21 protein-coding genes and 1 riboswitch are annotated in these 18,436 nt (G+C 41.6%); of the genes, 8 read left to right on the forward strand and 13 right to left on the reverse strand.

Annotated features, from left to right (window positions below):
* Positions 1-194: 194 nt before the first annotated feature.
* The 10 genes from HPC67_RS13280 to HPC67_RS13325 all read right to left on the reverse strand — a co-directional run bounded on the left by HPC67_RS13280 (position 195) and on the right by HPC67_RS13325 (position 10,443).
* Positions 195-1,052 (reverse strand): MetQ/NlpA family ABC transporter substrate-binding protein, encoded by an 858-nt coding sequence (locus tag HPC67_RS13280; protein ID WP_217588673.1) that lies wholly within the window; start codon positions 1,050-1,052, stop codon positions 195-197.
* A gap of 41 nt (positions 1,053-1,093) precedes the next feature.
* Positions 1,094-1,762: a methionine ABC transporter permease gene (locus HPC67_RS13285; protein WP_217588674.1), complete on the reverse strand. Its 669-nt coding sequence runs from the start codon at positions 1,760-1,762 to the stop codon at positions 1,094-1,096.
* A complete protein-coding gene (locus HPC67_RS13290; protein ID WP_217588675.1) occupies positions 1,752-2,780 on the reverse strand; it encodes a methionine ABC transporter ATP-binding protein in 1,029 nt (342 codons plus the stop codon). The genes HPC67_RS13285 and HPC67_RS13290 overlap by 11 nt, the downstream gene beginning before the upstream one ends.
* A gap of 153 nt (positions 2,781-2,933) precedes the next feature.
* Positions 2,934-3,052, reverse strand: a riboswitch (SAM riboswitch).
* A gap of 109 nt (positions 3,053-3,161) precedes the next feature.
* Positions 3,162-3,464 carry a thioredoxin family protein gene (locus HPC67_RS13295; protein ID WP_246570113.1) on the reverse strand — a complete coding sequence of 101 codons (303 nt, stop codon included), beginning with the start codon at positions 3,462-3,464 and terminating at the stop codon, positions 3,162-3,164.
* A gap of 97 nt (positions 3,465-3,561) precedes the next feature.
* Complete coding sequence (locus HPC67_RS13300) at positions 3,562-3,915, reverse strand: toprim domain-containing protein (RefSeq protein WP_217588678.1); 354 nt, start codon at positions 3,913-3,915, stop codon at positions 3,562-3,564.
* Positions 3,916-4,017: 102 nt separating this feature from the next.
* A complete protein-coding gene (gene gcvH / locus HPC67_RS13305) occupies positions 4,018-4,404 on the reverse strand; it encodes a glycine cleavage system protein GcvH (RefSeq protein WP_217588679.1) in 387 nt (128 codons plus the stop codon).
* A gap of 70 nt (positions 4,405-4,474) precedes the next feature.
* The gene (locus HPC67_RS13310) at positions 4,475-4,837 is read right to left on the reverse strand and encodes an arsenate reductase family protein (RefSeq protein WP_217588680.1); all 363 of its coding nucleotides are present in this window, start codon (positions 4,835-4,837) and stop codon (positions 4,475-4,477) included.
* A 167-nt stretch (positions 4,838-5,004) separates the two neighbouring features.
* Entirely contained in the window at positions 5,005-6,789 is a 1,785-nt protein-coding gene (locus HPC67_RS13315) for an acyl-CoA dehydrogenase family protein (protein WP_217588681.1), read from the reverse strand.
* A gap of 60 nt (positions 6,790-6,849) precedes the next feature.
* Positions 6,850-8,025: an acetyl-CoA C-acetyltransferase gene (locus HPC67_RS13320; protein WP_217588682.1), complete on the reverse strand. Its 1,176-nt coding sequence runs from the start codon at positions 8,023-8,025 to the stop codon at positions 6,850-6,852.
* Between the two features lie 18 nt (positions 8,026-8,043).
* A complete protein-coding gene (locus HPC67_RS13325; protein WP_217588684.1) occupies positions 8,044-10,443 on the reverse strand; it encodes a 3-hydroxyacyl-CoA dehydrogenase/enoyl-CoA hydratase family protein in 2,400 nt (799 codons plus the stop codon).
* Between the two features lie 248 nt (positions 10,444-10,691).
* Here HPC67_RS13325 and ymzB point away from each other — a divergent pair, with 248 nt between their 5' ends.
* The 4 genes from ymzB to HPC67_RS13345 all read left to right on the forward strand — a co-directional run bounded on the left by ymzB (position 10,692) and on the right by HPC67_RS13345 (position 12,150).
* The gene (ymzB, locus tag HPC67_RS13330; RefSeq protein WP_217588685.1) at positions 10,692-11,039 is read left to right on the forward strand and encodes a protein YmzB; all 348 of its coding nucleotides are present in this window, start codon (positions 10,692-10,694) and stop codon (positions 11,037-11,039) included.
* A 70-nt stretch (positions 11,040-11,109) separates the two neighbouring features.
* Entirely contained in the window at positions 11,110-11,307 is a 198-nt protein-coding gene (locus HPC67_RS13335) for an H-type small acid-soluble spore protein (protein ID WP_217588686.1), read from the forward strand.
* A 13-nt stretch (positions 11,308-11,320) separates the two neighbouring features.
* Positions 11,321-11,500, forward strand: coding sequence for an H-type small acid-soluble spore protein (locus HPC67_RS13340; RefSeq protein WP_217588687.1), 180 nt, complete (start codon positions 11,321-11,323; stop codon positions 11,498-11,500).
* 128 nt (positions 11,501-11,628) lie between these two features.
* Positions 11,629-12,150, forward strand: coding sequence for a hypothetical protein (locus HPC67_RS13345; protein WP_217588688.1), 522 nt, complete (start codon positions 11,629-11,631; stop codon positions 12,148-12,150).
* Between the two features lie 55 nt (positions 12,151-12,205).
* Here HPC67_RS13345 and copZ read toward each other — a convergent pair whose 3' ends face one another.
* From copZ to HPC67_RS13360, 3 genes are read right to left on the reverse strand one after another with little or no spacing between them, the layout of a single operon-like run.
* Entirely contained in the window at positions 12,206-12,409 is a 204-nt protein-coding gene (gene copZ, locus HPC67_RS13350) for a copper chaperone CopZ (protein ID WP_217588689.1), read from the reverse strand.
* Positions 12,410-12,428: 19 nt separating this feature from the next.
* The gene (locus HPC67_RS13355) at positions 12,429-14,813 is read right to left on the reverse strand and encodes a heavy metal translocating P-type ATPase (protein ID WP_217588690.1); all 2,385 of its coding nucleotides are present in this window, start codon (positions 14,811-14,813) and stop codon (positions 12,429-12,431) included.
* A 13-nt stretch (positions 14,814-14,826) separates the two neighbouring features.
* The gene (locus HPC67_RS13360; RefSeq protein ID WP_217588694.1) at positions 14,827-15,117 is read right to left on the reverse strand and encodes a metal-sensing transcriptional repressor; all 291 of its coding nucleotides are present in this window, start codon (positions 15,115-15,117) and stop codon (positions 14,827-14,829) included.
* Between the two features lie 228 nt (positions 15,118-15,345).
* Between HPC67_RS13360 and HPC67_RS13365 the strand changes: the two genes are divergently transcribed.
* Genes HPC67_RS13365 through HPC67_RS13380 form a run of 4 tightly spaced genes read left to right on the forward strand, consistent with a single transcriptional unit; the run spans position 15,346 to position 18,387 of the window.
* Entirely contained in the window at positions 15,346-16,329 is a 984-nt protein-coding gene (locus HPC67_RS13365) for a metal ABC transporter solute-binding protein, Zn/Mn family (RefSeq protein ID WP_217588695.1), read from the forward strand.
* Positions 16,330-16,353: 24 nt separating this feature from the next.
* Positions 16,354-17,130 (forward strand): metal ABC transporter ATP-binding protein, encoded by a 777-nt coding sequence (locus HPC67_RS13370; RefSeq protein WP_217588696.1) that lies wholly within the window; start codon positions 16,354-16,356, stop codon positions 17,128-17,130.
* Positions 17,127-18,005 carry a metal ABC transporter permease gene (locus tag HPC67_RS13375; RefSeq protein WP_217588697.1) on the forward strand — a complete coding sequence of 293 codons (879 nt, stop codon included), beginning with the start codon at positions 17,127-17,129 and terminating at the stop codon, positions 18,003-18,005. Before HPC67_RS13370 ends, HPC67_RS13375 begins: the two co-directional genes overlap by 4 nt.
* The gene (locus tag HPC67_RS13380) at positions 17,974-18,387 is read left to right on the forward strand and encodes a Fur family transcriptional regulator (protein WP_217588698.1); all 414 of its coding nucleotides are present in this window, start codon (positions 17,974-17,976) and stop codon (positions 18,385-18,387) included. Before HPC67_RS13375 ends, HPC67_RS13380 begins: the two co-directional genes overlap by 32 nt.
* Positions 18,388-18,436 lie beyond the last annotated feature (49 nt).

The raw sequence follows: 18,436 nt of genomic DNA on the forward strand, positions 1-18,436 counted from the left end.
TAGTGAATCATCCTTTCATGTTATGTCAATAAACACTTTAACATATGACCAAGATGAGACACAACATGGATATTATCGCATTAAAGTCGATAACAAGGACTGAGTTCGTTTATCAGAAACATAACGACGATATGTCAAAATATAACCTCAATAACGCTCAGTTTCTTTGCATTACGCGTGATTTGTAAAAAAGTTTATTCAGCGTCATCAACTGGAACAATTGCACCTTCATACTTTTCATTAATAAACGTCTGTATTTCATCAGAATGGAGGACGTCTACTAACGTATGGAGTGCCTCATTGTCCATATCGTCTGAACGAACTGCAATGACATTCACATAGCGTGATTCATCGCCTTCCACAAACAATGCATCCTCGAGCGGATCTAATTCAGCTTGAATCGCATAGTTTGTATTAATGACTGTTAGGACATCATCTTCTGTCCGATATAATTCAGGTAAAAAAGCAGGTTCAAAATTAGGATCAAATGCCAGGTTCTTCGGATTGTCAACAATATCATCAAAGGTCAATTCGCCTTGTGCAACTGAATCATCAAGCTTGATTAAACCAGCATCCTCAAAAAGCTCAAGCACACGAGGATGATCGGAAACAGAGTTACTTAGAATAACCTCGGTTCCCTCGGGAATGTCATCAAGACTTGCGAAATCCTTTGAATAAATACCCATAGGTTCAATATGAATGCCTGAAATATAATCTAAATCATAGCCCGTGTCAGCAACTGTCTGTTCAAGGTATGGAATGTGTTGAAAATAGTTCGCATCCAGTTCACCGTCTGCGAGCGCATCGTTTGGCATAACGAAATCCTGATATTCCTCAATAATGAGTTCTATCCCTTTTTCTTCAAGTAACGGCTTTGCTTCTTCAAGAATTTCAGCGTGGGGCACACTTGAAGCCCCGACTTTAATCGAAACCAATTCATTGTCGTCCCCTGATCCTGTATTTGTCTCGTCTGCTTCATTATTGTTGTTTCCACCACAGGCTGTCAACGCGAATACAATAATGATACTTAATAAGGCTAAAAGCTTTTTCATTTTGTTTTCTCTCCTTTTGATAGTTTGTATAGGACAAGCGATTAACGCTTGTCTAATTTATTGGATATAAAGTCACCGATAAATTGAAAAATAAAGACGATGACAACGATCGCAATAGAACATATTAATACGACATCAAAATCTCGGCGCTGAAAACCGAAATAGTAAGCATAGTTACCGAGTCCACCAGCCCCGATCACACCTGCCATGGCGGTATAGCCGATCAAAGCGATGGCGGTTACTGTTAAACCTGACACGAGCGCCGGCATTGCTTCAGGTAACAGGACTCGTAAAATAATCGTCCTTGTTTTTGCGCCCATTGCTTGAGCAGCTTCAACAACGCCCTTATCGACTTCTTTTAGAGCAATCTCAACAAGGCGTCCATAAAATGGTGCTGCACCGATGATCAGTGCTGGCAATGCTGCGCTTGGTCCACGAATTGTACCCATTAAAAAATTGGTAAAAGGAAAAAGTAATAAAATTAATATGATAAAAGGGATTGCACGAAACACATTCACAAACACCGCAGTTACGGAGTAGATCACCTTGTTTTGCCATATGCCACCCTTCATCGTAAGATAAAGCAGGAGTCCGAGCAATGTTCCGAGAATAAATGTTCCGACAAGCGCAAGACTCGTCATATAAAAAGTCTCTTCTGTCGCTTCCCAAAAATCTTCAAGTTTTATATTTGGCAACCATTCAGTGAGCATCGTCAATCACCTCCATATCAACAGACGTTTCTTCAGATATATAATGAACAACGCGCTGCAAATCATCGTCTGCTCCTAGCAATTGGACAATTAATGTGCCATATGCCCCGTGCTTTGTTTGTGTAATCTTCCCTTGTAAAATATTTATATCAATCGGGAATGTCTTGGCCAACTGACTAATTAACGCTTGATTAGTCGTTTCACCGACGAATTGGAGACGCATTAACGTCCCTTCCTTGTAAGCACCTACCAGTTGTTCATATGAATCTGTTTCATCCTCACCCATTACTTGCGCGACAAACCGTTTCGTAACGGCCTGCTTAGGATGGAGAAAGACATCAAGCACATCCCCCTGTTCAACAACCTTTCCAGCCTCCATAACAGCAACTTGATTACATATTTTACGGATGACATGCATCTCATGGGTAATGAGAATAATCGTTAAACCGAGCTTTTGATTAATATCGACCAATAAATCGAGAATGGCATCTGTCGTTTCTGGGTCAAGTGCGGAAGTCGCCTCATCACAGAGAAGCACTTTCGGTTCATTTGCCAAGGCTCTTGCAATTCCGACACGCTGCTTTTGTCCACCGCTTAACTGTGATGGGTAAGCATCCTCACGGCCAGTTAATCCAACGAGCCGAATCAATTCCTGAACACGTTGCTCGCGTTTCGCTTTAGGGTAGCCAGCAATTTCGAGTGGAAAAGCAATATTTTCAGCTACTGTTCTTGACCATAACAAATTAAAATGCTGAAAAACCATCCCGATATCTTGTCTTGCGACGCGAAGCGCTTTGGCATTCATCGCCGTTATATCTTCTTGATCGATAATAATTTGACCACCGGTTGGTTCCTCTAAGCGATTTAACAAACGGACGAAAGTACTTTTTCCTGCACCACTATAGCCGATCACACCGAAAATCTCGCCTTCTTTAATATCTAGCGTTAAATTATCTACAGCTTTTAGCGCACCTTCACGTGTTGTAAAGTGCTTACTTAAGCCTTTTATTGAAATCACGTGTACACACCTCCATAAAGTAAAGCAATTATCCTTGCTGGGCGTCATGCCCTATTAGTATTTTTGTTTTCTTGAAATTTATTGGCTATGAATCCAAAAGAAAAACGCCCTTCTGCAAGAGAACAGAAAGACGTCGGTATATGCCTTCACGTTCCCTCATCTTTCAAAGCAGCTGCTTTGCTGGAATTAGCACCTTTACCAGACGAAACGAATATCGTCTGATGGTTGCCGCGGTTTCATAGGGCCAGTCCCTCCACCGCTCTAGATAAGAGTTCGAACTTAATTTAATTGTCATTGAATGCTTTAAATCATAGCATGATCATGCTCAACTGTCAACATAATCAAAGGGAAAAGCAGGTCATTTGGAACCGATTATCGTATTTAACCAACAAATAGTTCTGGTTTATAAGTGAGGAGATAATTGTATATGTTAGCGGTTGATTGGAAAGCGTATACTTTTTCCTTAATGTGCCCATCTTGTTTGATCATTAGGCAAGGAACACTTTCGACTTGAGCCGCTTGCATGAAGTCAGGAAATAGTGAGGCATTCATCTCGAAAAATATGTGCTCCCCATGCACCGCTTCGATTTTATCAAGTATCGTTCGTGCCAAATGACACGTCCCACAAAATGGCGTATGAATGTACAATAAATAATTATCTTCTTGCAACTGTGCTTCAGTCATCTTCTGCAAAACGATCATCCTGTCCCTTAATTGATGTATAATAAGCTGTTTTTGTTTAGAGGGTTGCCCTCGGGCATTCAATCTAGATCATTTAGCCTTATAAAAAGTCAGGATTGACGTGGAGGTGTTTACCTACTAAAGCTGTCGCTAAGACATCATATGGTGTGGTGGCAACTTCACGAAATTCACTGGCTACATGAATGTGGATCGCGTGAGGCAGCTCGTGCCTGAGCTGGCGCCTAAGCTTGAAACCTGGTTCATCCTCATCGACGAGTATGTACACATCTTTATTGTCTAAGTCATAGCGCTCAAGTAGGTCATCAAATCGCTCTACACCAAGAGTGCCGTTGGTACAAATGACTTCGATGTCATCTGTTAACACTTTTTCGACCTGTCTTTTATCTGTCAACCCTTCAACAATCATCACTTTATCCGGTACGTTTGTCATCATGACATAGCACTCCTTGCGCATTCAAGAAAAATGCTTATAATCTAATAGAAGAAAACTGGCTCGAACCAATCGGTGCAAGCCAGCCTTTTTCCATGTATATGATTAATCGTCTTCGTTGATGACATCCCGATAAGCGTCAGCAGATAATAGATCATCAAATTCAGCTTCATCCGAAGGTTCAACAACGACCATCCAAGCTTTTTCGTAAGGTGATTCATTGACGAGCTCTGGGCTGTCCTCAAGCTCCTCATTCACCTCAACGACTTTACCACTTAAAGGCGCATACAGCTCAGAAACAGTTTTAACAGATTCAACACTGCCAAATGGTTCATCAGCTTCTAGCGTGTCACCAACTTCAGGTAATTCTACAAAAACGATATCTCCAAGCTCGTCTTGAGCAAAGTCCGTAATCCCAATACGTACCTTGCCATCTTCCTTTTTAATCCATTCGTGTTCCTCTGAGTACAATAAGTCCTTTGGTAAACTCATCAATATCCCTCCATTAAATCCTCACACATTTTCGATAATAGTATAACACGTTCATGATCATTATTTCATGTTATTGCTCTAACCATGTATTTGCAAACTCATTTTCTTTAAAACCAACCGTGACTCGTGTGCCGTCTGTAACGATCGGCCGTTTAATAAGCATTCCGTCAGATGCTAAATAATTAGCCATTTCTTCGACGGTTGCATCTGTTAGCTTGTCCTTCATACCGAGTTCACGATATTTTTTACCACTTGTGTTAAAAAACTTCTTCGCTGGGAGACCACTGTTTTCAATTAATGTGAGCAATTGGTCCTTTGTCGGTGTTTCATCGACAATATGTACAGCTTCATATGCAATGTCATGGTCATCAAACCACTTTTTTGCCTTTTTACACGTACTGCAATTTGGATACCAATAAAAGGTTAACGCCATCCACACCCCTCCATTCCTTATGCTGATGACATTATAGCAAATCCAAATTGTAATTTCGACGAAAAGCGTTTAATCATGTTATAAATCATCATAAAGATGAATGGCCCCTGAATCTTTCATGATCCAATGGCCATTCTTATATAAAACGCTACTCAATTGTCTTATATTTAAACGATATATTTTTCTGCTTCGATAATTTGTGCTGCGATGGCTCGTTTTTTTGCAATGACATTAATTGGTGTGTGACGTGTAAGTTTTCTTAATGATGACAGCATCATGCGCAGGTTATCGCCTTCTTCAACTGCAATCAAAATCTCTTTGGCATCTGCTTCCATTCGATTAAAGGCTTCCTGAACATACACTTGAGTATAAAGAAGCTTTAACTCATTTTTATCCTCACCTGTTCTGTTAAGTGCTTTTTCAGTTCTTAAAATAGCCGCTTCCATATTAAAGACCTCAGCAGTCATATTAGCCAGGTTTGCTAAAATTTCTTGCTCTCTATCAAGCTTTTGCATATATTTCTGCGCTGCAAGACCTGCACCAAGTAAAACGAGCTTTTTAGCATTTTTCAGCAAGTACTTTTCTTGTTCCAACGGCTCTGATCCTGGTTCTTCAGGCATCATCATCATGAGCTCCTCCTGCAGGCTTTGGGCTTTTTGCAGAAGTGGTAGCTCACCCTTCATTGCTTTTTTCAGGAGCGTCCCTGGAACGAGGAGACGGTTGATTTCATTTGTCCCTTCGAAAATACGGTTAATGCGAGAATCACGATACATGCGCTCTACCTCATACTCCTGCATGAACCCATACCCGCCATGGAGTTGAACGGCTTCATCAGCGACATAATCTAGCAATTCCGTACACATATATTTGTTCATCGAGCATTCAATCTGATATTCTGCAATCGCCTTGGCAACTTCGCGTCCGTCTTTAAGCTGCTCATCTGACAAAGCACCCATCCGCTGCTCGAACAAGCCGACAGTCCGATAAACGGCACTTTCATTCGCGTACGTATTGGCTGCCATCGTACCGAGCTTTTCTTGTGTTAATGAAAAGCTTGAAATCGGTGTACCGAACTGTTTTCGCTCGTTGACATATTTGGTCGCCAGTTCAATGCCACGTTTTGCACCGCCAACACCACCAATCGCAAGCTTATAGCGTCCAACATTTAAAATGTTAAAGGCGATAATATGGCCGCGTCCTTTTTCTCCAAGCAGGTTTTCAACAGGAACTTCAGCATCTTCAAGGACGAGCGTCCGTGTCGAGGAGCTTTTGATCCCCATTTTCTTTTCCTCTGGTCCTGTTGAGACGCCAGGATAGTCGCGTTCTACGATAAAGGCCGAGAAGTGCTCGCCATCAATTTTGGCATAAACGATAAACACATCCGCAAACGCAGAGTTCGTAATCCATTGCTTCTCTCCGTTTAAAATATAATGCGTGCCTGCTTCATTAAGTTTTGCCGTTGCTTTGGCACCAAGTGCATCTGAACCTGAGCTTGGTTCTGTTAAGGCATAGGCAGCAAGCAGTTCACCAGATGCAAGCTTTGGCAAGTATGTTTCTTTTTGTGCATCGTTACCGAAAAACACAATCGGCAATGAACCGATACCGACATGCGCACCGTGTGTGACGGAGAATCCACCAGCCAGCGAGAATTTTTCAGTAATGAGTGATGAACTGATTTTATCCAATCCGAGACCGCCATATTCTTCAGGAACGTCAACGCCGAGTAGGCCTAGCTCTCCAGCTTTTTTCAATAGATCAACCGAATGCTCGAATTCATGGTTCTCGAGATTGTCAATTTTAGGAACAACCTCACCAACTACAAATTCTTCCGTCGTTTTGGCAATCATTTTATGCTCTTCTGTAAAATCTTCAGGTGTAATGACATCCTCACCAGTTAAATCCTCAACTAAAAACGCGCCACCTTTGAATAACTTTTCTGTCGTTTCGCTCATCGATCATACGCCCTTTCTTTTATAGGTTATATAGGGGACAATCCAATAGACGGTCCCAGCTTACAACAATTCAAATACGCCAGCTGCACCCATGCCGCCACCGATGCACATCGTGACAACCCCGAATTGAACATGTCGCCGTTTCATTTCATGAATGAGGGATAATGTCAGCTTCGTTCCCGTACAACCAAGCGGATGTCCGAGTGCAATCGCACCACCATTTACATTGACAATTGCAGGATCAAGACCTAGTTGATTAATGACATGAACAGATTGAGAGGCAAATGCCTCATTTAATTCAAACAGTCCAATATCAGATTGGTTCAGACCAGCTATTTTTAACGCTTTAGGAATCGCTTCAACTGGACCGACACCCATAATTTCCGGTTCAACGCCAGCAACTGCAAATGAACGAAATTTAACGAGCGGTGTAAGCCCTTCTGATTCCGCTTTTTCACGTTCCATAACGAGAACTGAAGCAGCGCCATCACTCATTTGTGATGAATTACCGGCTGTGACGGATCCTTTTATATGGAATGCTGGACGTAATTTAGCCAGCGCGTCCATGGATGTATCGGGTCTAACACCTTCATCCATTTTGAAAGTCGTTGTGTGTTCTGTTACTTTATTGTTCTTATCAAGTCTACGCTCTGTTACCTCTACAGGGACGATTTCATCAGCGAATTTCCCTTCTGCAATCGCTTGAGCCGCTCGCTGATGGCTTTGGACAGCGAACGCATCCTGATCTGCCCGTGATATGTTAAAGCGATTCGCCACTTCTTCTGCCGTGTGTCCCATCCCCATATAATATCCTGGTGCCTGTTCAACGAGTGTCGGGTTCGGTTTAACGATATAGCCAGGCATTGGTACGAGACTCATTGACTCAGTACCCCCTGCGATAATGGCGTCACTGGCACCAAGCATAATACGCTCTGAGGCATATGCAATGCTTTGTAGCCCAGATGAGCAATAGCGGTTTATCGTAATCCCAGGAACATCATGCTTCAATCCTGCAAGTCCAGCAATATTACGCGCCATGTTCATCCCTTGTTCAGCTTCAGGCATCGCACAGCCAATAATGACATCATCTATTGGACCTTCATAATCTCCAGCACGTTTCATAGTTTCCTTGATTGTGAGGGCCGCCATATCATCTGGTCGTGTATGGGCAAGCGAGCCTTTATTAGCCTTTCCGACAGGTGTTCTCGCACCTGCAACAATCACTGCTTCTTTCACGTTTTTTCCCCCTCTTCTTTAGTTTCTAAGTGGCTTTCCTTTAAGGAGCATATGCTGCATCCGTTGCTGTGTTTTTGGCTCACCGATTAAGCTAAGAAATGCTTCTCGTTCCAGATCAAGCATTGCCTGTTCTGTAATGACGGAACCTTGCTTAATGCGTCCGCCAGATAAAACGTAGGCGAGTTTTTCTGCAATTTTAACGTCGTGATCTGACGCATAGCCACCAAATTGTAGTGTCTTGGCACCTAAGAGCATCGCCGCATAACCTGGGTCCCCAACGACTGGTACAGTTTCTTGTTTTGGCGGTGTATACCCAGCCTTAGCGAGTGCCAACACTTTTTGTTTCGCATCATGAAGCAAGTGATCCGGATTCACACTAATCGCATCATGTGCATCTAAGAAGCCATTTTCACGTGCTTCTGCAGCTGACGTTGACACTTGGGCCATGGCGACTTTTTGGAATACATCATTCGCAACTTTTGTAAGGTCCACATCGATGCCGTTAGGGATGTTGCGTAGCTCCTTCAAATACAATTCTTTTGTGCCACCGCCACCTGGAATGAGACCGACACCAAATTCAACAAGCCCCATATACGTTTCTGCTGACGCTTGAATGGCTGCCGCTGGTAAGGAGACTTCAGCACCGCCACCGAGTGTCATATTAAATGGTGCTGTAACAACAGGTTTTTCAGCGTATTTAATGTTTAACGTCATGTTTTGAAATTGACGAACGACCATATCAAGCTCAAAGAAGTCTTGATCTTGTGCAGCCATCAGCATCATACCGATATTGGCGCCAACACAGAAGTTTTTACCTTGGTTTCCAATAACAAGGCCTTCATAATTTTGATTGACTTCTTTAATAGCCGCGTTAATCATTTGGATGATGTCAAGACCGATCGCATTGCTCTGAGAATGAAATTCGAGACCAGCCACACCATCGCCTAAATCTATCAAACTCGCACCTGAATTTTTCTTAATAACACCATTGACATCTTTAAGGCGTTTTAAATTAATCTCTTTTGGATTAAAGGACTGTTGTTCGTATGTCCCATTGGCAAAATAATACCGTTTGCCATGCTCTGATTTATAAAACGATTCGTGTCCTGAATCGAGCATATCTAAAACCCATTGAGGAACTGTATCTCCTTCTTTTTGCATACGTTCAACCGATTTGGCAACACCGATGGCATCCCACGTTTCAAATGGGCCCATTTCCCAGCCGAAGCCCCATTTCATCGCATCATCAATCGCAACAATATCATCAGCAATGTGACCAAGTAAGTCCGCTGAATAAATGAGGACAGGCTTCAGCACATTCCATACGAGCTGCCCAGCTTGATCATCCTTCGCTTTGATAAGCGCTTTCAATTTACGGCGTGACCCTTTTTCTTGTTTGGCCATTTCCATGGCTGGAGTTTTTAGTTTTTTACGTTCGCCATATTGTAGCGTGTCGGGATCAAGTTCAAGAATGGTGCTTCCGTCTTTTCCTTTTTTCTTTTGATAAAAGCCTTGCCCGCTCTTTTCACCGATCCAGCCTTTATCAGATAATGCTTGTAAAAAAGATGGTATTTCAAAAACAGCCTTTTCGTCGCCTTCTACTTGATCACGCACATTTTGGGCCACATGAATAAACGTATCAAGGCCGACAACGTCTAATGTACGAAAGGTTGCACTTTTCGGTCTGCCAATTAGCGGGCCTGTTACAGAATCCACTTCACCGACAGAAAAGCCTCCCTTTAGCATTTCCTGAACCGTGACGAGCAATCCGTACGTTCCGATGCGGTTCGCGATAAAGTTTGGCGTGTCTTTCGCTTCTACAACACCTTTACCAAGAACATCTTCACCGAACGTTTTCATAAAGGATAATACGTCTGGGTCGGTATGCTCTGTTGGAATGACTTCAAGTAGCTTTAAATATCTCGGTGGGTTAAAAAAATGTGTCCCGAGAAAATGGGCTTTAAAGTCTTCCGAGCAGTCCGCTGACATTGCTTCGATTGAAATGCCTGACGTATTTGATGAAATGATCGAACCCGGCTTACGGTATTGATCAACCTTCGCCAACACCTTCTTCTTTATGTCGAGATTTTCCACAACGACTTCAATAATCCAATCGACTTCATTGAGTTTGTCCATATCATCTTCCATATTGCCAACTTGAATCAAATCAAGACTTGCTTTAGATGTAATTGGTGACGGTTTTTGTTTAGTTAACGCTTGTTTTCCTTGTGCAGCCATACGATTACGGACAGCTTTGTCTTCAAGGGTTAACCCTTTTTTCTCTTCCCCTGCCGTTACTTCTCGAGGCACGATGTCCAACAACAATGTGGATATGCCTACATTGGCTAAGTGTGCTGCAATGCCTGAACCCATGACACCTGATCCAAGAACAGCAGCCCGTTTGATCGTTCGCTTCATAATTTCATCCCCCAATCCCCATACTTTGAATGAATACTCATTCATTTTTTGTTGAAAAAATAAAGATAGATCGCTATCCACTTATTTTTCATTATAGAGGACTCTTTTGTTTTTCGCAATACAAATAGATCAGATTCGTCGGAAAATACTTTTTTTAACGTCAACAATTCATGACACCGATATTTGCCAACCAATGATGTTGTATGAATTTCCGTGCAAAAGGCATGTTATACGTAGGAGGGATGAACATGGACCCACAATTTTTATCTGTTGATGCCTTCAATGAGCTCATTAATCAGTGGAGTGGCGAACAGATCGTCATTAAAAAAATTGAAATGGACGATGTGGATGTCATTCGCCTTGAATTGGATCGCATTTCTTACGCGAAAGAGACAGGTGGATGGGATCATTATATTCCGAAATATGCCCTTCATTTAAATGGATATGGTGAAACATTCACAACAGATGATTTTCAAGCTTTACCAAATATGACGTATGAAATTCCGCTTGAAGACACGTCTTTATATGAGTTTGACGGTAACACGTTTTTAATTAGTACTGACCGAGGCGTATACCAAATCAGCCTTGCACGATGAAACGTGCTGGCGTATAGCATACCCATCACCCGTTTATATATACGACTACGACCTCTGAGGAGGACGATGCATGAATGATCAACAGGCACATGACATTATTAATTCTCCGGCCATGATCCAAGTCACTTACCGGGGCATTCCGATATATTTAAAACACATTAATGATGACGGCACTGCAACAGTGTTTCCTCTCGACGAGATTAATAATGAGCAACGCGTCGAGCTTAATGGATTATCTGAAAAAGGACCTTTTAATTCAATTCATTGAAGGAGGTGTTTAGATGGATTTACAACGGGCGAAGGAAATTGTTGAGTCAGGTAAACTCATCAGAGTTACATTTGAGGGAAAGGAGATTTATATCCAACACGTTGATGAAGATAAAAAAACAGCGCGTGTCTATCCTCTTGATGATCCGGCAAGCGAATTTGACGTTACGCTTGACCAGCTTGTAGAGCAATAAGCAGGCAGGGGCTACCTATTGGTACGTCCCTTTTTTAATGCCATATACATATCGTTAAAAAATTGCAAAACAACAGTATTATTGTTATGTTATGAATTAAATTCGTGTTACGTTAAGGGGTTAATATAATGAAGACTGCGTTACAGGTTATCACAACAATGATTTACGTTACATTATTAATTTTACTTAATGTATGGCTTAAAACATCTGGTATACTTGCTAATGGTGATCGGACGGTTTATTTAGTGATTGGTTTAATTGTCTTAACGATCACTTGGTTGTACATTACTAGCTTTTTGCAGTTAAAAAAACAGCCGCATTTGTTGAATCATTCTTTATGGAAGTCCTTACCTATTTTAATAGGGGGATTCAGTTTTATTTCAGTTATCGGACTAGCTTTCATTGTCTCGAGTGATTTGATTTCGAGATGGATGGGATTCTTTTATGTCACCATTGTTTACTTTCTACTTTCTAATTCTTTATTTCCTCTTTATTATGTCTCTTGTTTATCACGTCAGCTCAAAAAAAGGAAGCATCATTCATTATACATACGGTTGGGCAGTCGGAATTGTCCTTGGCGTTTTTTTCCTTATATAAAACGTAAAACATCCAAATCAAAAAGGTTTCAGTCATCAAAAGTCGATGATTGAAACCTTTTTAAGTTTTTTAGCTTGTTTTGTCCTAATCCCTTTTACCAGGTTAAAGCTATGCTACGACATCATAGCCTTGGTCTTCAATGGCTGATTGCATGTCTTTTAGGGATACTGAATCGTCATGCTTAACTGTAACCTCACCAGAGGCGAGATCAACCTTCACGTCTGTTACGCCGTTTAATGCTTTAAGCGTACCTTCAACAGCTTGCTTGCAATGTCCACATGTCATACCTTCTACTTTTAATGTCGTTTCCATTTTACATTCTCCTTTTTAGTTAAAGTTTTACCCGTTTTAAACGAAGGGCATTCGTTACAACACTAACTGAACTGAGCGCCATAGCAGCTCCTGCTACCCATGGTGCGAGCAATCCAAATGCGGCAATCGGGATCCCGGCACTATTATAACCGAAAGCCCAAAATAAATTTTGTCTAATGTTTCGAATCGTTGCATGGCTAAGCTTGATCGCCTTTGGAATTAAGAGCAGCTCACCGCCGAGAATGGTAATATCAGCCGCTTCAATTGCAATTTCTGTTCCTGTTCCAATCGCAATTCCGATATCCGCAGTAGCCAATGCCGGCGCATCGTTAATGCCATCTCCAACCATAGCGACTTTCTTACCTTGACGTTGAATATCTGCTACCTTACTGGCCTTTTCCTCAGGAAGGACTTGTGCAATGACGTGATCAATGCCAACCTGCTTAGCAATTGCCTGTGCAGTGCGTTCATTATCACCTGTCAGCATAATGACATCGAGTCCTTCATCGTGCAACTGCTTAATTGCCTCAATTGCCGTATCCTTTGGCGTGTCAGCAGCGGCTACAATCCCGCGAAGCGCGCCATCGATGGCAATGAGCATGGCTGTCTGCCCTTTCATTTCGTAATCGATCAAGTCTTGTTCAACAGATGTTGTCCCGATTTGATGATCATGCATCAATTTGCGTGTTCCGACCAAGACATTTTGATCACTGATTGTAGCTTGAATACCGTGTCCTGGTATCGCCTCAAAGCTATCAGCCTCAAGAATGGATATGTCATTTTCCTTTCCATAAGAGACGATGGCATCGGCCAATGGATGCTCTGAGCCTTTTTCTGCGCTAACGAGCATTTGTAGCGCCTCTTCATCCCCTGAAAAATACGTCACTTCAGGTTTACCCTTTGTAATTGTCCCAGTTTTATCCAAGACGATCGTATCAAGTTGATGTGTACGCTCTAAATGTTCGCCACCTTTAAACAGGATGCCTGTTTCCGCGCCTTTACCTGTTCCAACCATAATCGAAGTAGGTGTTGCAAGACCTAGCGCACACGGACAAGCAATGACGAGCACTGCAATCGCAGCAGTAAGAGCCGCTTCAATGTCTCCCGGTACGGCGAAAAAGTACCAGATTGCAAATGTAACAGCTGCAATAACCACAACAATTGGGACAAAATATCCCGAAATTACATCTGCTAATCGTTGAATAGGTGCTTTGGTTCCTTGGGCATCCTCTACAGCTTTCACAATTGAAGCTAATGCGGTATCCTTTCCAATTCGCGTTGCGGACATCTCAATGGTACCATTTTTATTTAAAGTCGCACCAATAACTTGACTGCCGCTTTCCTTCTCAACTGGAATGGATTCACCAGTTATCATCGATTCATCGATCGATGTGTGGCCCGATTCAATCACGCCATCTACTGGGATTTTTTCTCCTGGCTTAACAACAATTCTATCTCCAACCTGCACCTCTTCTACAGGTATCATAACTTCTTCACCGTCACGCATAACACGTGCCTGCTTTGCCTGAAGACTTAACAACTTTGAGATAGCTTGCGTTGTCCGTCCTTTTGCATTGGCCTCCAAATATTTCCCAAATAAAATTAACGTAATGAGAATCGCACTCGTTTCAAAATAAAGATGTGGTTGATAATCTGGCTGGCCAATTGTTTGAATACTTTCATATAAGCTGTAAAAATAGGCGGCACTCGTACCAAGGGCAACAAGCACATCCATATTAGCGCTTTTGTTGCGCAAATTCTTATATGCACCAACATAAAATTGCCAGCCAATGATAAATTGCACAGGTGTTGCTAAGGCAAACTGAAACCATGGATTACCGAACACTGCTGGCAATGACATGCCAAACAAATGATCAAGCATGGTGACGAGTAATGGCAGTGACAGAAGTATGGCAGCAGCCAATTTCATCTGCATCCGTTTAATTTCTGTTTCTTTATGGCTCTGTTTATCCTTGCTCGATGATTTTTCTTTTGCATCATAACCGAGTTTCTGAATCCGTTCAATTAAATCCGTTTCATCAATGAGACCAGGTGTATATTCAATCGCCGCTGATTCATTCGCAAGATTGACCGCAGCCTGCTTGACACCGGCTTGTTTATTTAACACTTCTTCAATTCTTGTCGAGCAGGCTGCACACGTCATACCGAATACGTCGAGCTCTATTTTATCCGTTAACACACCATATCCGAGTTTTTCAATGCGATGTGATATCTCTACAACAGACGTTTGGTTTGGATCGTAGTCGACCGTTGCCTTTTCAGTCGTCAAATTGACTTTGGCGTCGACCCCGTCCATTTTATTCAACACTTTTTCAACCCGAGTGGAGCATGCAGCACATGTCATCCCTGTTACACCAAGGTTTACGTGCTTTGTTGATTCCATATTATTAACCCCCTCATTTAGAGAACTGCTTCATAACATCTATAAGTTCATCAATGGCAACATCTCCATCACCAGACTGCACAGCGTTGGCGACACAATGCTTCGTATGTCGCTCCATTAATGAAAAACCAACCTTCTTTAAAGCTGCATTAATCGCACTTATTTGGACAAGCACGTCCACACAGTAGCGATCTTCTTCAATCATTTTTTGAATGCCTCTTACTTGCCCTTCTATACGCTTTAATCGGTTGATAACCGCCGTCTTTTCAGAATCCGTTCTTGGAACAAGTGGGTGTTCTGGCATAACGATTCACATCCTTTCCTTTAAAAGACATCGACTTCATTTAGTATGAATCTCCTTATATATACTATACCCCCCTATTGTATATGAGTCAATAATTGTATATTATTTTTGTTTGTGGACATTGTAGCGATATTAATAAAAAAAACAAATCGTAATGATTACTATTTACAAATCGAAATGATTCCGATATAATAAATTGCATCATGAATAAAAAGGGGTTAAATTGGAATGAGACATTATGTCACATTATTTATGTTACTTTTTGGAGCCATTTTTCTTTCAGCTTGTACATCTGACGCTGGCAAAGCAAATGAAGCAGAGCTGACTGTTTATACATCGATCTACCCGATACAATATGCTGTCGAACGCATTGGCGGCGATACTATTTTGGCAAAAACCGTCTACCCACCTGGTGTAGATGCACATACGTACGAGCCTTCTTCAAGGGACATGACAGATATTGCCGACAGTGATGCCTTTATTTACCTCGGCATGGGTATGGAAAGCTTTGCTGAAAGTGCAGCAAAAGCACTTGACTCTGAAGAAAATGGACCACTTCTTCTTGAAATTGGTGAAAACGAATCTTTATTTGAAGCAATGAGCCATGATGAAGATCACGAGGAAGACGCACATGCTCATGGGGATGAAGATGAAGACGATCAGCATGGTCATGATCATGATCACGGAGATTATGATCCTCATATTTGGATAGATCCAGTTCGAATGGTTGACGTGTCTTCTATGATCAAAGATGCTTTAATCAAACTAAATCCAGATCAAAAAACGTTATACGAGGACAATTTTCAAGCTTTAAAGAATGACTTAATAGCACTTGATGAAACGTTTCAAGAAAAGCTTCATAAGAAAGACCGAAATGAAATCATAGTTGCTCATGCGGCATACGGCTATTGGGAATCCCGATACCACTTAAAACAAATTCCTATTAGTGGACTTTCGCCTAGCCAGGAGCCTTCTCAAAAACAGCTCATCTCCGTTATTGAACAGGCAAAAGAACACGATATTAATTATATTATTTTTGAACAAAACGCTACAAACAGAGTATCAGAAATTATTCAAGAAGATATCGGTGCTGAAGCATTAGTCATTCATAACTTAAGTGTTTTAACCGAAGAGGATATTGAGCATGACCGAGACTACTTGACAATTATGAAAGACAATTTAAATGTACTTCATACCGCACTGTCTGACTAAAGGTACAGAAAACAGGTGATAACGATGAAACAACCCGCTGTGACGATGCACAACGTAGAATACACATATGATCGATCAAGCGTCCTGCGACAAATCGATTTTGAATTACCACGCGGCTCTTTTATGGGACTAACGGGTCCAAATGGTGGTGGAAAGACGACACTCATTAAGCTCATCCTTGGATTACTTAAGCCTGATAAAGGTCAAATTCATTTGTTTGGACAGCCCATTCAGACATTTAAGGATTGGACGAAAATAGGCTTCGTCTCACAAAAATCCAATGCCTTTAATAAAGGATTTCCTGCAACTGTCTATGAGGTTGTGTCGATGGGACTAACTGGAAAACTCGGCTACTTTAAATTTTTTAACAAGACGCACAAAGAAAAAATCCATACCGCGATTAAAAGCGTCGGTATGGAAGCATACACGAACCAAAATATTGGCGACCTATCAGGCGGACAGCAGCAGCGTGTGTTTATCGCGCGCGCACTCGTTAGCGACCCTGAATTGCTCATATTAGATGAACCAACCGTCGGTGTTGACGCTGAAAATGTCGATCGTTTTTATGATTTGTTAAAAAAGCTCAATCAAGAACAAGGGATTACGATGCTGCTCGTCACGCATGATACTGGCACAATGACAAAGCATGCCACCGATATTGTTTGTTTAAATAAAACGCTCCATTTTCACGGTGAACCTGATGACTATACGTCACTAACGGCGACAGATCTGTCCAAGTTTTACGGTTATCCGGTCAATCTCGTCGAGCATGATCCAGACGAAAAGGAGGAATTGTCGTGATTGCAGATTTTTTGCATTATGATTTTTTGCGGCATACGTTGTATACGGGTCTCCTGATCGGTATTATCGCACCATTACTCGGCTCATTTATTGTTGTCAGACGGCTTTCTCTGCTCGCTGATGCACTATCCCATGTGACGCTTGCAGGAATTGCTTTTGCCTTATATATTGATAAGAGATGGGGAATTGTTGCGATTTCACCACTTTATGGCGGCATGATTTTTTCAGTGATTGGGTCAGTTCTAATTGAGAAATTACGTAGCGTGTATAGGGCGTTTCAAGAGTTAGCCATCCCGATCATTTTATCTGGTGGTGTCGGCCTTAGTGTCATTTTCATATCATTGGCCAATGGCTTTAACACAGATCTATTCAACTATTTATTCGGGTCCGTATCAGCTGTGAGCCAAACTGATTTTCTATCGATTCTAGGTATATCCATTTTTATTATCATTGTTATACTCCTATTTTATAAAGAATTAATTACGCTGTCCTTTGACGAAGAACATGCGACTGTATCAGGGATACATGCAAAGTGGATTCATTTGCTATTTATCGTGTTAACCGCGCTCGTTATAGCGGCTTCGATTCGAATCGTAGGTGTATTGTTAGTATCCGCTTTAATGACATTACCTGTCGCAGCAGCCATAAGAGTATCGAAGGGATTTAAACAAATGGTCATCATGTCAATTATATTCGGAGAGTTTGCGGTCATAATTGGACTCGTAACCGGATATTATCTTGGCATACCACCAGGCGGTACGATTGTTCTAACCGCTATCTTTATCTTAATAGCTACGTTAATTTATAAACGGATCCGAACAGCTTATAAAGGAGGCAGCAGCGATGAATCAACAAGAAGCCGTCAATATGCTTAAAGCACACAACTTTAAAATCACTGACAAACGTTTGGACATCATTCGCTTTTTTGAAGAGGCCGATGGCTATCGCACAGCGAAAGACCTAAATACCTATATGGAAAGCACGCATCCGAATATTAGCTTCGATACTGTTTATCGTAATCTCCACCTGTATCATGAAATGGGTCTATTAGAATCAACAACATTACAAGGGGAGAAGCATTTTAGGCTCCGCTGTTCTCATCATCATCACCATCATTTTATTTGTAGCCATTGTGGCGGCACTAAAGAAATAGATATGTGTCCCATGGAACAATTAAAAAAAGCATTGGCAGGCTATCAAATAAATGATCATAAGTTTGAAATTTATGGGCTATGCCCGTCTTGTCAATCTGTGTAACTGTCGAATATATAAAAACATGACGTATTTATTATAAAAACCTGAACCG

It is taken from the genome of Lentibacillus saliphilus (assembly GCF_019093865.1).
Taxonomy (GTDB): Bacteria; Bacillota; Bacilli; order Bacillales; family Amphibacillaceae; genus Lentibacillus_B; species Lentibacillus_B saliphilus.